This is a genomic window from Clostridioides sp. ZZV14-6153 (assembly GCF_020657855.1).
GTDB lineage: Bacteria > Bacillota > Clostridia > Peptostreptococcales > Peptostreptococcaceae > Clostridioides.
This window is the reverse complement of sequence record NZ_JAGWCZ010000014.1, coordinates 13,998-27,461: the sequence shown is the minus strand read 5'-3', so window position 1 is coordinate 27,461 and position 13,464 is coordinate 13,998. Positions and strand designations below refer to the sequence as shown.

Annotated in this window: 11 protein-coding genes; 4 read left to right on the top strand and 7 right to left on the bottom strand. The window is 30.6% G+C overall.

The window, feature by feature from the left end; genetic code table 11:
- The first annotated feature begins 50 nt into the window (after nt 1–50).
- The 3 genes from dapA to dapD all read left to right on the top strand — a co-directional run bounded on the left by dapA (nt 51) and on the right by dapD (nt 2,668).
- Nucleotides 51–938: a 4-hydroxy-tetrahydrodipicolinate synthase gene (dapA, locus tag KGF46_RS15500; protein ID WP_227828336.1), complete on the top strand. Its 888-nt coding sequence runs from the start codon at nt 51–53 to the stop codon at nt 936–938.
- 67 nt (nt 939–1,005) lie between these two features.
- Nucleotides 1,006–1,755, top strand: coding sequence for a 4-hydroxy-tetrahydrodipicolinate reductase (gene dapB / locus KGF46_RS15495; protein ID WP_227433723.1), 750 nt, complete (start codon nt 1,006–1,008; stop codon nt 1,753–1,755).
- Nucleotides 1,756–1,951: 196 nt separating this feature from the next.
- Nucleotides 1,952–2,668: a 2,3,4,5-tetrahydropyridine-2,6-dicarboxylate N-acetyltransferase gene (gene dapD, locus KGF46_RS15490; RefSeq protein ID WP_227828335.1), complete on the top strand. Its 717-nt coding sequence runs from the start codon at nt 1,952–1,954 to the stop codon at nt 2,666–2,668.
- A gap of 350 nt (nt 2,669–3,018) precedes the next feature.
- On the opposite strand, the gene KGF46_RS15485 is transcribed toward dapD, so the two are convergent.
- Nucleotides 3,019–4,008, bottom strand: a complete 990-nt coding sequence (locus KGF46_RS15485) for an SPFH domain-containing protein (RefSeq protein WP_227824473.1) — start codon at nt 4,006–4,008, stop codon at nt 3,019–3,021.
- A gap of 337 nt (nt 4,009–4,345) precedes the next feature.
- On the opposite strand from KGF46_RS15485, the gene dapB (KGF46_RS15480) reads away from it, so the two are divergent.
- Nucleotides 4,346–5,101 carry a 4-hydroxy-tetrahydrodipicolinate reductase gene (gene dapB, locus KGF46_RS15480; RefSeq protein WP_227839741.1) on the top strand — a complete coding sequence of 252 codons (756 nt, stop codon included), beginning with the start codon at nt 4,346–4,348 and terminating at the stop codon, nt 5,099–5,101.
- A 107-nt stretch (nt 5,102–5,208) separates the two neighbouring features.
- Here the strand turns inward: dapB (KGF46_RS15480) and KGF46_RS15475 are convergent, their stop codons facing one another.
- From KGF46_RS15475 to KGF46_RS15450, 6 genes are all read right to left on the bottom strand, one after another.
- A complete protein-coding gene (locus tag KGF46_RS15475) occupies nt 5,209–6,831 on the bottom strand; it encodes an exosporium protein (RefSeq protein WP_227862152.1) in 1,623 nt (540 codons plus the stop codon).
- A 103-nt stretch (nt 6,832–6,934) separates the two neighbouring features.
- Nucleotides 6,935–8,152: a DUF4179 domain-containing protein gene (locus KGF46_RS15470; RefSeq protein ID WP_227842418.1), complete on the bottom strand. Its 1,218-nt coding sequence runs from the start codon at nt 8,150–8,152 to the stop codon at nt 6,935–6,937.
- Between the two features lie 63 nt (nt 8,153–8,215).
- On the bottom strand, nt 8,216–8,749 hold the full coding sequence (locus tag KGF46_RS15465) for a sigma-70 family RNA polymerase sigma factor (RefSeq protein ID WP_227862151.1): 534 nt from the start codon (nt 8,747–8,749) through the stop codon (nt 8,216–8,218).
- A gap of 259 nt (nt 8,750–9,008) precedes the next feature.
- Nucleotides 9,009–9,548: a hypoxanthine phosphoribosyltransferase gene (gene hpt, locus KGF46_RS15460; RefSeq protein ID WP_227850512.1), complete on the bottom strand. Its 540-nt coding sequence runs from the start codon at nt 9,546–9,548 to the stop codon at nt 9,009–9,011.
- A gap of 315 nt (nt 9,549–9,863) precedes the next feature.
- On the bottom strand, nt 9,864–11,171 hold the full coding sequence (locus KGF46_RS15455) for a serine dehydratase subunit alpha family protein (RefSeq protein ID WP_227828329.1): 1,308 nt from the start codon (nt 11,169–11,171) through the stop codon (nt 9,864–9,866).
- Nucleotides 11,172–11,585: 414 nt separating this feature from the next.
- Entirely contained in the window at nt 11,586–13,361 is a 1,776-nt protein-coding gene (locus KGF46_RS15450) for a sigma 54-interacting transcriptional regulator (protein WP_227828328.1), read from the bottom strand.
- Nucleotides 13,362–13,464 lie beyond the last annotated feature (103 nt).

The window sequence follows — 13,464 nt, the reverse complement described above, 5'->3', positions numbered from 1 at the left end:
AGTAACTGTAATATAAAACACAAAACTAAAAAAGAGGGGATTGATTTTTTATGATATTTAAAGGTTCTGCTGTTGCTCTAGTTACTCCATTTACAAAGGATAGCAAAGTTGATTTCGACAAATTAGGTGAATTAGTTGAGTACCAAATCGCTAACGGTACTGATGCTATAGTGGCTTGTGGTACTACTGGTGAAGCTAATACTATGACTGATGAAGAACAACTTGCTACTATTAAGTATGTTGTTGAAAAAGTTAATAAAAGAGTTCCTGTTATAGCAGGAAGTGGTTCTAATGATACTATGCACTCAGTTAATTTAAGTCAAGAAGCTGAAAAACTAGGAGTAGATGCTCTATTAATAATAACTCCTTATTACAATAAAGCCAATAAAGCTGGACTTAAACGTCATTTTGAAACAATCGCTAATAGTGTTAAACTTCCAATTATACTTTACAATGTACCTGGAAGAACTTGTGTTAATATAAGCCCTAGTCTTATAGTTGAACTTGCTAAGATAGATAATATAGTTGCTGTGAAAGAAGCTAGTGGGGACTTAGGACAAGTTGCAGAGATAGCTAGCTTAGTTCCAGATGACTTTGCTATCTACTCTGGTAATGATGATACTATACTTCCTTTATTGTCTTTAGGAGGTCAAGGAGTTATATCAGTACTTGCTAATGTTTGCCCTCAAGAAACACACGATTTAGTGGCTAAATTCTTTGAAGGCGATATAGAAGGTTCTAGAAAATTACAACTTGGTATGGATGCTCTAATCGCAGCTTTATTTATAGAGGTAAATCCTATACCAGTTAAGACTGCAATGAATTTATTAGGATTCAATGTTGGAGATTTAAGACTTCCTCTAGCAGAAATGGACCCAGTAAACTTAGAGGTATTAAAGAAAGAATTAGTTAACTTTGGACTAAAAGTTAATGCATAGTACAAATTAATGCATGATAAAAAACTAAGTTTGGTCAAAAGTTAGCCCTTAATCATAGGAGGAAATTATGTTAAAAGTTATAGCAACTGGTTATGATGGAAAAATGGGCAAGATTTTAGCCGATACTATAAGAGATGATAGTGAACTAGAATTAGTTTGTGTTGCAGCTAGAGGTATGGATAGCTGTGAAGGCAATCTTAAAATTTATGAAGATATGAATACTATAGTTGAAGAAGCTGATGTAGTTATAGATTTTTCTCATCACTCTAATCTAGATAATATTTTATCTTATGTTTTAAAAACTAAAACTCCTTTAGTAATTGCTACTACTGGATATAATGATGAAGAAATTAATAGAATACATGAAGCGGCTAAAGTTATTCCTGTATTCCAATCATATAATATGTCTCTTGGTGTAAATGTATTAGTGAAATTGGTTAAAGATGCAGCTAAATTATTAGAAGGATTCGATATAGAAATAATAGAAAAACATCACAACAGAAAAGTAGATGCCCCAAGTGGCACAGCTGTTATGATTGCTAACGCTATAAAAGAGGTTTTACCAAACGTTGAAAATAATTATGGTAGATATGGGCGTAGTGCAAAAAGACAACCAAATGAGGTTGGTATCCATGCTATAAGAGGTGGAAATATTGTTGGTGAACATGATGCTCTATTTGCTGGAGATAACGAAGTCCTTACAATAAGTCATCAAGCTCAATCTCGTGGTATTTTTGCAAGTGGTTCTATAGCTGCTGCTAAATACTTAGTTAAACAAAAACCAGGATTTTATAACATGGATAGTATGTTAGGATAGTAAAAATCTATATCACAAATAAAAAATATACACAAGTAAAAGATATATGATATAATAAATAAATTTACTCAATATTATGCTAAAATAATAATGCTATTAAAAAATAAATAATAGTAAGTATATACTAAAGTTGATAAATTAGTATATATGAGTATATAATAAAAGAAATATAATGAGATACAAGGAGAATTAACAAATGGTAAATTTAAACGATGCTTATGAAATAGCAAGATATATAAAAGAAGTTAAAAAGAAAACACCTGTTAAAGTATATGTAAATACTAACTCTTTACATTTCCAATCAACTGATAAATTTAAAGTATTTGGAAACAATGGTTCTTATGTATTTGTAGGTGACTATGAAGATATAATGGAAGTATTAGATAAACATGGTAATGATATAATAGATACTCATGTAGAATATGATAGAAGAAATTCTGCTATCCCTCTAAAAAATACTTTAAGTGAACATGCAAGAATCGAACCAGGTGCAATAATAAGAGACATGGTTACTATAGAAAAAAATGCTGTTGTAATGATGGGAGCTGTTATAAATATAGGAGCTGTTGTTGGTGAAGGTTCTATGGTAGATATGAACGCTGTTATTGGTGCTAGAGGTACTCTTGGTAAAAATGTTCATTTAGGTGCTGGTGCTGTTGTTGCTGGTGTTTTAGAGCCACCTTCTGCTACTCCTGTTATAGTTGAAGATGATGTTTTAATAGGAGCTAATGCAGTTGTTCTTGAAGGTGTTAGAATCGGTAAAGGTGCTGTTGTTGCAGCTGGTGCTGTTGTAACTACTGACGTAGAAGCTGGTGCTGTTGTTGCTGGTTCTCCTGCTAAAGTTATAAAAATGAAAGACGAAAAAACGGCTGACAAAACTAAACTTATGGAAGACCTTAGAAATTTAGACTAATTAGAAATAATATTATTAATTAAAAGGGGCTGTCTCAAAATAGAGATAAGCCTCTTTTTCATTGTTGAAATGATGAAAATATATTTGATTTCATACAAAAAAGAGTGCCTCATGAACTAAAAAGTTCATTTTGAGACACCCTCCTCTTTTTATAGCCTTTTAATTTATCTTTATTAAATACCCTTAATTTGCTAGTTTACTTGCATGCAATTTAAACATTCTTAATTTATTGGTTTCCTTACAAACTAATTATAATATCCTTAATTTACTGATTTACATATATACAAGTTAAACACTCTTGATTTACTTACACAATAGTTAAATGCTCTTAATTGGTATTTACTTCTATACTAATAAATTGAACCACTGTTTACTACTGGTTGTGCATCTTTATTACCACAAAGAACAACCAATAAATTGCTTACCATAGCAGCTTTATGTTCCTCATCTAAAGTCACAACATTATTCTCACTTAAATTAGTTAATGCCATCTCTACCATACTTACAGCCCCTTCAACAATCTTTTTACGTGCTGCTATTATAGCTTCTGCTTGTTGACGTTGTAACATAGCTGCTGCAATCTCTGGTGCATAAGAAAGGTGAGTAATTCTTACTTCACATACTTCAATTCCTGCAATATCTACTCTAGATTGTAACTCTTTTTGTAATTTATCTGCTATTTCTTGACTACTACCACGAAGAGATTTTTCATCACCATCTTCAGACACATCATATGGGTAAAGTCTTGAAACATTACGAATAGTTGAATCACATTGAATTGATAAAAAAGTATTATAATTATCAACATTAAATACAGCTTTAGTTGCATCTATAACTTTCCAAATTACAACAACACCTATTATAATAGGATTTCCTAATAAATCATTAACTTTTTGTTTTTCATTATTAAGAGTCATTGTTTTTAAAGATACTTTCTTTCCTCTTGGATTAGAGGATATATCTACTTTTTCAGTAGATGAAGATTTTGATACATTAATTCCTGATGATGTTGGATTTACTGCTGAACAAAATGGATTTACCCAATAGTATCCTTCTTTTTTTATAGTTCCATAGTAGTTCCCAAATAAAACTAGAACAATAGCCTCTTTTGGATTAATCATTTTTAGTCCAAAACACAGTATAAAATCTATCACAATAAATAAAATACTTAAAACTAACATAAATGAACCTATTCCAGTGAATCCATTGTCAAGTTTTATTATTCCAAAAACCATAACACCTATCGAAACTACTAAAAATAAGATAATCATTATCAAAGCTACTACTCCATTAAATGCTTTAGCATCCTTTTCTTGATAAGTTTTTTCTTCCTTTAACATAGCCATCTCTCCCATCTTATTATATTAAGTTAAGATACTTCTAATTTAATAATATCACTTTTAATGCTCAAATTGTTGAGTTTAAAATTAATACTCTAGATTTATATATTTTTAAAGACACATCTTTAGTAATTTTAATATATTAGTATTGATTTTTAAGTAAATTTTATGATATATGAAATTATATTTAATACATATTAAATCTAAATACAATTTTTTTAATATCCAGTAAATTATAAGTTTATTATCACTAATATTATTTTATATAAATTATATTAGTGATAAAATAAACCTATAGAAATATAACAAATTTTTATTAATTTCATAGGAGGATTTTATGTTAAAAGTTATAATTAGTGGTTATAATGGAACAATGGGAAGAGTGTTAGCAGAATGTGTAAAAAAAGATAGTGAATTAGAGTTAGTTTGTGGTGTAGCTAGGTCTGCTGATGAAAATGCTTATCATGGAGATACGAAGCTTTATAAAACAATGACTGATGTAACTGAAAAAGCTGATGTTATAATAGATTTCTCACATCATGAAACTTTAGACCCAATCTTGTCATATGCACTAAAAAACAATACACCTGTAGTATTAGCTACTACTGGATATGATGAGGATGAATTAAATAAAATAGAAAAAGCATCAAAAAATATTCCTATATTATTATCCTCAAATACATCTCTAGGTGTAAATATTTTAATAAAATTAGTTAAAGATGCATCAAAAATGTTAGAAGGTTTTGATATAGAAATCATAGAAAAGCATCATAATAGAAAAGAAGATGCTCCTAGTGGTACTGCTACTATGATAGCCAATGCAATTAAAGAGGTCTTACCTGAAAGTGAAAATAAATATGGAAGATATGGTAGAGATTGCAAAAGAAAAGCAAATGAAATTGGAATCCATTCTATAAGAGGTGGAAATATAATCAGTGACCATGATGTTATATTTGCAGGAGATAATGAAGTTCTTACATTAAGTCACCATTCTCAATCTGATGAAGTCTTTGCAGATGGTTCTATTGTTGCAGCTAAATTTTTAGTTGGTAGAAAGTCTGGGCTTTATAAAATGTCAGATATATTAGGATAGTTTTTATACATAATGAATCTCAATCTACTTAGATATTCAGATTTATCAATTTGAATATCTAATAGATTGAGATTTTATTTATCTTTTTTCTTCACCTATAAAACTAATTATTGTATTCTATAGACTGAAACAAATCCAAATGGTGAAGTTCCTGTTGTGCCTGAATTAAATGTAAAACTTAAAGTAACAGCTGCTGCTCTAGCATCAACTAAAAAATCCAATCCTACACTTACATCTGATGAAGTAAGAGTATTTACTGCTTTTGCAATAAAATTATTTTGAGCTGCGCCATTAAAATTAGTAGTAATTGCCATAAATCCTGCAAGTGAAAGTGTAGCACGTATACCAAAGGATACATTATATATACCTCCAACTGCAAGGTTTATAGTGCTACTTGTTGGTAAAGTTATATTTGTTCCATTTATAAATGATGAGTTAAACGTAACTAGTGAGTTATTTGTTAAACTTGGAGATGAAACTATAAATTGTGCATTGTTCGATGCCAATACTCCAGTTGCTCCTGTATTTCCTGTTGGACCTGTTGCTCCATTGGCTCCAGTTGCTCCTGTATTCCCTGTTGGACCTGTTGCTCCATTGGCTCCAGTTGCTCCTGTTGGACCTATTGAACCTGCTGCTCCTGTTGGACCTGTCGCTCCTACTGCCCCTGTTGGACCTACTGCTCCACCTACTCCAGTTGCCCCTGTTGCCCCTGTTGCTCCAGCTACTCCATCTGCTCCTGTTGGGCCTGTTGCTCCCACTGCTCCTGTTGCTCCTGTCTGTCCTGTCGCTCCTGTCGCTCCTGTTGGGCCTACTGCTCCATCTGCTCCTGTTGCTCCTGTATTTCCTGTTGGACCTACCTCTCCATCTGCTCCTGTTGGACCTGTTGCTCCTACTGCTCCTGTTGGACCTACTGCTCCATCTGCTCCTGTTGCTCCTGTATTTCCTGTTGGACCTACTGCTCCATCTGCTCCTGTTGGGCCTGTTACTCCATCTGCTCCTGTTGGGCCTACCTCTCCATCTGGACCTGTTGCTCCTACTGCTCCTGTTGGACCTGCCTCTCCATCTGCTCCTGTTGGACCTGTTGCCCCTATTGCCCCTGTTGCTCCTGTTACTCCATCTGCTCCTGTTGCTCCTGTATTTCCTGTTGGGCCTGTTACTCCTGTTGCTCCATCTGCTCCTGTTGCTCCTGTTACTCCATTGGCTCCTGTTGCTCCTGTATTTCCTGTTGGTCCTGTTATTCCATTTGCCCCTGTTGCTCCTGTTGCTCCTGTTACCCCTGTTGGGCCCGTTATTCCATTTGCCCCTGTTGCTCCTGTTGCTCCTGTTATTCCTGTTGTCCCTGTCGCTCCGGTTGCTCCTGCTGGACCAGTTGCTCCTGTTACTCCATTTGCTCCGGTTGCTCCTTTGTTCCCTGTTGGACCTGTTATTCCATTTGCTCCTGTTGCTCCTGTATTTCCTGTTGGACCTGTTATTCCATTGGCTCCTGTTGCCCCTGTTGCCCCTCTAGGCCCTGTTTCTCCGGTTGCTCCATTTGCTCCTGTTGCTCCTGTATTTCCTGTTGGACCTGTTATTCCGTTTGCTCCTGTTGCTCCTGTGTTTCCTGTTGGACCTGTTATTCCATTGGCTCCTGTTGCCCCTGTTGCTCCTTTAGGACCTGTCGGACCTATTGGTCCCGTTGGTCCTACATCTTGATATAAACTTGGACCTGAATTATCTTTGTAATCATCCATATAATAAATTCTCCCTATTTTAAAATTAGAGCAATATTAGACAAGTATCTAATATTGCTCTATATAATTATATGAATAGACAATTTATTATGTGATAATACATCTATTTACTTATATCAACATCTATACCTTGTTTTTTAAATTCTGTTATATTATTAATTTCTTTACTCCAATCTTCTATTATTGGAGTTATTTTTAGTTTTTTAACATCTTTCTTAATTTCATACTCTAAAGAAGATTCAATATAATTACCTTTAGAGTAACTTAAGTCATAACCTCCTGCACCACTAAGTAATTCTAAATCTTTTCCTCTTCCATCTTTAAGTGCAAACTCAAGTATCTTTGGTATATCATCACCTTTATTGAAATTATATTTGTTAGTTTTAAATCCGTAAATCACTCTGATTTTGGTAGGAGAAACCCTTACTTCTTTTAATACTAAATCAACATCAATATTTTTATTTTTTAATTTTACATTTTTATCTACATTATAAATTTTTGTATCTTTAACTATATTTGAACCATTTATACTTGTATTAAATTCCCATTGTCCACTAAGATATCCATTTAGGTGTTCACCCTCTACTCCTCCCATATTTCCTACCTCTATCTCTTTTGATGTTTTTATATCCTTATTTAACTCATATTCAACTTTATTTATACTTATATTTATATCATAGTCTTTATTTAAATCCACATTTTTTAGTAAATCAAAATTTTCGACATCCCCTTTTCCATCTCCATCTTTATCTAGATTATCAAGCTTACAAGTCATAACCATATTAGTAGTACCATCTTTATTTTTTTCTGATGTAGAAGGCCCTGTTATTGAAACAAAGCTCATATCTCCAACCTTTATTTTGATATCATCAATTCCTAAGAATCCTCCTTGTTTCTTTAATCCCAAAGCATCTTTATCAAGTTTGCTATCATCAACACTTATATTTAAAAATAATTCTCCATCACCAAGCATAATCTCATTTAACTTTATATCTATTCCTTTATCTGTAGCAACATCATCTACAATATTTTTATAAGGTTTAAGTTCTTCAGTATCCTTATTAAAGAAATATTCTATCTGCTTTCCAAGATGTTGCATATATGCCAAGGTAGTTTCATTAGTAAATGCAGTTGAACCTAAAATAACTACTGATAATCCTCCTACTAAAGCATATCTCTTAAAATTATTCTTTTTACTATATTGAATCTTAGATTTCATTCTCTTCTTCATTTCATCCTTTTCTTCATTACTTAATACAATATCATCGTATTTTTCTATATCTATATTTGTTTCATTAAATAAATCAAATTTATCTTTCATAAAAACTCTCCTTTTATTCTATATTTTCTATATTTAAATCCTTAATTATCTTATCTATTATCTCTAAGCTTTCTTTTTATTTAAATGCAGTCTCAACTTCTTTCTTCCTCTTGATAATCTATTATGTAAGTTTTCAACAGTGGTTTCATTTTGTATAGCTATATACTTTAGTGATATATCTTCTAAATAATACCTTCTAAAAATTTCTGCATCTTTATCATTTAATGTGCTTATAAGGTCATTTATTTCCTCTTCAATTTCTCTCATATCCAACTCTTTATCTATATATGGTATTTCTTCATGTTCTATATTTAAATAAGTATTACTATTTATATACTTTTTCCTATAATTAATTGCTCTGTATTTAGAAATAGAACCTATCCAGTTTTTAAAAGAGTTTTTTTCATTATCAAATTTTTCTATGTTATTCCAGATTGACAAAAGCACATCATCAACACATTCTTCCTCATAAATTCTAGCATCCATAAGAGTCCTTCTAACTATAGATGCTATAAAATTCCCATACTCATCTATAAGCATTTCCACACCCTTTTCTTTTTTCTTTATTATGTTTTTAATTATCAATTTATCCTCCAAGTTAATTCCTCCTTTGTAAAAGCTTCTACAACTACTAATACAATTAAAAATCGTATTTCCTATCAAATTTTTAAAATTTTTTTTATATTTCTAAACACAGAATCAAAGCTTGGATAAAACTATCAAAACAATTTTACTATGTTGAACTTATAGCTTGATACGAATACAAGATAACTCCAAATCAAACCCCAAAATAAAAAGATACCTCAATATAATTTATCAAAATTATATTGAGGTATCTATAAAATTAAAAAATTGCTTATCTATCTTCATCAGTTACATTAAATATATAAGGAACATTTCTATAGTAATCTTCAAAGTCAAATCCATATCCTACTACGAATTTGTCTTCTATCTCAAACCCACAATAATCTGGTACTAAATCAACCTTTCTTCTGCTTGGCTTGTCTAAAAGTACACAACATTTTAAACTAGCAGGATTCTTAGCTTTTAGATGCTTTAAAACAAAATCCATAGTCAATGCAGAGTCAGTAATATCATCTACAACCAATACATCATATCCTTTTATATCAGTACTTACATCTGAAACAACTTTAACCGTTCCAGTACTCTCTTCACTGTTTCCATAACTAGAAGTAGTCATAAAGTTAACTCTAAGAGGTAAATTTATATTTCTAACTAAATCTGCACAGAATATAAAACTTCCTTTTAATAGAGACACAATCATAAGATTTTTATCTTTGTAGTCCTTCTCTATAATCGCTCCTAATTCTTTTAATTTATCATTAATTTTTTCTTCTGAATACAATACTTCCCATTTTTTTGTTTCTATATCCATAAAAAGACCTCCAATTGTAATAATCCTTCTTAATTTTATAAGAGATTGCTCACTTTTTCAATACTCTTATTCAATATTAGCCAATATTATTGAGTTTTTAAGCATATTCAACAATTATTAACAAGATATTATCTATTTTAAGTAAATCATATATCCCTACTAAATCATATACTATATATTTTAGACAAAAAAGAAAAAACTTGCACTAGCAAGTTTTTCCCATTTATATATAATCATAATTTATTAGAGGGTACTAATTAAATTTATTTATATCACCTTCACTATATATTGCAATATAAGAAATATTGTAATATATTAATCAACTTTATTCATATCATTCATTACATTTAATATTATCTCATCTGTTATAGACATCCCTTTATCACTTACTCTTCCTAAGTTTTGTATACTTTGCTCAACACTTGAACCAACTATACCATTTAATGGTGGTACAAAACAGTCTTGCTTAGCTATTATAGCACTTTGTATTGCAGCAGATGCAGCAGATGATAATTTTAATGCACAGCCAGCTTTTGCTCCATCACATATCATTCCACTTAAGTCAGCTATCATATTTTCTATTGCACCTTCTATTTGTTTTTCGCTTCCATCCATAAGCCAAGATATACCAGCAGTTGCTCCAGTAGATGCTGCAACTCCACATCCACATACAGCAGATAATCTACCTGTATAATTCTTAATATAACCAGTTACTAAATGAGATATAGCCAAAGCTTTTGCTAGTCTTTCATCAGATTGTGGGAATTTTTTATTGTAAGCAACTATTGGAAGAATTGCTGTTAATCCATGATTTCCACTACCATTTGAACTCATAACAGGCATTTTTACTCCTGCCATTCTTGCATCTGAAGCTCCAGCAGTTAACATCATTGCATAGTTTATAACATCATTACCTAAAAGACCTTCTTCCATAGACTTTTTAATTCCGTATCCAACACCAATTCCAGTCTTTTGTTTCAATCCATATTCAGCCATTTCTTCATTCATTTTTACTCCATCTAGTAAAAACTCTATATCTTTAAAATCAATACCTTCTACATTCTTTATTAATTCTTGTATAGTTACAGTATCCATCAAGCTCTCAACTTTTTCTGCTGAAGCATTTGAAACTGATACTTTTGGTTCATTATCCAATAATACTTCTCCATCTTTTTCTAAGAATGTAAAGTTATCATGTTTAGTTCTTATTCTAACTTTAGCATTATGATTTGCTCCTTTTAATGCAACTTCTATAAAAACTTTCTCTTTCGTATCAGCAGGTGTTATTGATAAAGGAGTATTATCCATATAATCTTCTGCTATTTTAACTTCTTCCTTTGTTAAAGTTTCTAATACACTTAATCCGTTTTCAGAATGTCCTCCTATTATCCCTAGAGCTGCTGCTATTTTTAATCCTAATCTTTCAGTTCCTGGTATACCTACACACATACCATTTTTATAGATACTAGGGCTAACTAACATATGATTTTCTACTATTTCTTCTCCTAGTAATTCTTTTGCCTTTGCACATGCTAGAGCTAAAGCTACTGGTTCAGTACATCCTACTGCTGGTTTAACCTCTGCTTTTAACATTTCCACTAATTCTTTTCTTATATCTCTCATTATATATAAACCTCCCAATTAAGTTTAATTTTAGTACTTAAATAATTTCTTATCTATATTTATAGCAAAATACATGCCATATTTTTTATTTTAGTCCATTTTTTCATTTCAATATTGTGTATACATTGAAATAACTAGCTTTAATTATATATTTTTTTTATTTATATGAAGGTTTTATATTTTTTTCACTTGGTAAATGGATGACAATTTCGCAAAAAGACAAAAAAAAATCTCAAAATGAGATTCTATATCATTTTGAGACGATTACTATTTTAATAATTACTATTTTTTAGATTCTGAAGGCTTAAACAACCACTACTTTTTATATACTACTACCTTTTATATACTACTACTTTTTGTTTATATTTAAATTTTATATCACTTTTTATTATATTCTTATATCACTTTATATCACTAAGAAATTATATTGTATTTTTCAATTTTTCTATATAATGTAGCTCTTGATATTCCAAGTGCCTTAGCTGTTAATTCTTTATCTCTTTTATAATCTTTGTATTTATTTAAAGCTTTTATTATCTCAATTTTCTCAAGTTCATCTAGTGGAATTATCTTATCACTTCTAACTTCTAATTCTTCTATAGATGTATTTTTAATCTTTTGAGGAATTACATTCATCGTAATTATTGGAGATGAAGACATATTTACACTGTATTCAATAATATTCTGCAATTCTCTTATATTGCCTGGCCACTTATATTCAATCATAGCATCAACAACCCTAGTGTCTATATCAATAACATTTTTATCTAGTTTTTTTGAGTATTCCTTAATCATATGCTTTATTATAAGTGGTATATCATCTTTTCTTTCTCTTAAACTTGGGAGCTTTATTGGTATAACATTTAATCTATAATATAAATCTTCTCTAAAAGTTTCATTTTGAACCATTTTTTCTAAATCTTTATTTGTCGCAGCAATAATTCTTACATCTATCAGAACATTTGATTTACTTCCAATCTTATTGAGCTCTTTTTCTTGTAATACCCTCAACAACTTTGACTGTAAATGCAAGCTCATATCTCCTATTTCATCCAAAAATATGCTTCCTTTATGGGCTATTTCAAACATACCAAGTTTTCCACCTTTTTTAGCCCCTGTAAAAGCACCTTCTTCATATCCAAATAATTCACTCTCTAATAAATTATCCGGTATTGCTGCACAGTTTACAGCTATAAAAGGATTATCTACCCTATTACTATGGTTGTGTATAGCTCTTGCAAATAGCTCTTTACCTGTTCCACTTTCACCAGTAATAAGTACTGTTGAAGTGGATTTAGAAGCCATTAGGGCTTCTTTTTTTGAATTTCTTATAGCTATACTCTCTCCAATTATATTTTCCAGTTTTATCTTATAATCTTTGTTCATCTTATTGTAGTTTTTTATAGCATCTCTTTTATCTATAAAGTCAATAACATATCCTTTTAGTTCATTTTTTAATACTATTTTATTTATGTTATATATCCCCTTTGAATCATATCCGTATCTTCTATAAAAAAAGCTACATGATTTGTCCTTCTTAAAGTTATTTATAGAAGGTTTCTTTATAAAATCTAGCTCAGTGAATATATCTTTCCCAGTTATATTGTCCTTTAGATTAAAAAGCTCTTTAAACTTTGAATTATATTTATCAATCTTACCATCTACATCAATGGACACAACAGCTTTATCCATATTGTTTAATAAAGTCTCTAATTTTTTCTTTTCTAACTCTAACTCGTACGTTTTAATTTGAGCTTTTAGTTTATTGGATATCAAGTCTGCCATCTTACATAAAAAGTTTATAAGTCCACTTTTGTTATTTTCTATAATCTGTGCTTGTTCTTTTGTAAAGGCTATAAGACCTATAACACCATAAGACTCTCCATCACATATAATTGGGCAACATACTTCTGCAAACTCCACACAGACATTATTTTTATAACATTCTCTACATATATCACTGCTCTTTGGGTCATCAATTAGTATTGTAATTTGTTCTGTAAGTGACTTTTTAAAAGCTGTATATTTATCTACTTTTTCACCTATTTTGTCCACATATATACCTGTCCCTGCAATCCTAAATAAGTTTCTATTTACTATAGTTACATCTATATTGAGCACTGAAACTATAGCTTCAGCTATGTTCTGAATATCAGATTTTATATATTCTAAATCTATCATAGTTATCATTCCTTATTTTTTCTTAACATGAGTATTTGTCTTATTTCCTTAAGGATTAAATATATCTTATTTAAAGTAAATTGAATTGACATTAGGATTACAAAGAGCATAA

What these genes read in the sequence shown, in the direction of transcription:
- KGF46_RS15470 (WP_227842418.1), bottom strand. Translation starts at nt 8,152, where the DNA reads ATGAAAGATAAATTTGATTTATTTAATGAAACAAATATAGATATAGAA.
- dapA (WP_227828336.1), top strand. Translation starts at nt 51, where the DNA reads ATGATATTTAAAGGTTCTGCTGTTGCTCTAGTTACTCCATTTACAAAG.
- KGF46_RS15485 (WP_227824473.1), bottom strand. Translation starts at nt 4,008, where the DNA reads ATGTTAAAGGAAGAAAAAACTTATCAAGAAAAGGATGCTAAAGCATTT.
- KGF46_RS15475 (WP_227862152.1), bottom strand. Translation starts at nt 6,831, where the DNA reads ATGGATGATTACAAAGATAATTCAGGTCCAAGTTTATATCAAGATGTA.
- dapB (WP_227839741.1), top strand. Translation starts at nt 4,346, where the DNA reads ATGTTAAAAGTTATAATTAGTGGTTATAATGGAACAATGGGAAGAGTG.
- dapB (WP_227433723.1), top strand. Translation starts at nt 1,006, where the DNA reads ATGTTAAAAGTTATAGCAACTGGTTATGATGGAAAAATGGGCAAGATT.
- hpt (WP_227850512.1), bottom strand. Translation starts at nt 9,548, where the DNA reads ATGGATATAGAAACAAAAAAATGGGAAGTATTGTATTCAGAAGAAAAA.
- KGF46_RS15450 (WP_227828328.1), bottom strand. Translation starts at nt 13,361, where the DNA reads ATGATAACTATGATAGATTTAGAATATATAAAATCTGATATTCAGAAC.
- KGF46_RS15455 (WP_227828329.1), bottom strand. Translation starts at nt 11,171, where the DNA reads ATGAGAGATATAAGAAAAGAATTAGTGGAAATGTTAAAAGCAGAGGTT.
- dapD (WP_227828335.1), top strand. Translation starts at nt 1,952, where the DNA reads ATGGTAAATTTAAACGATGCTTATGAAATAGCAAGATATATAAAAGAA.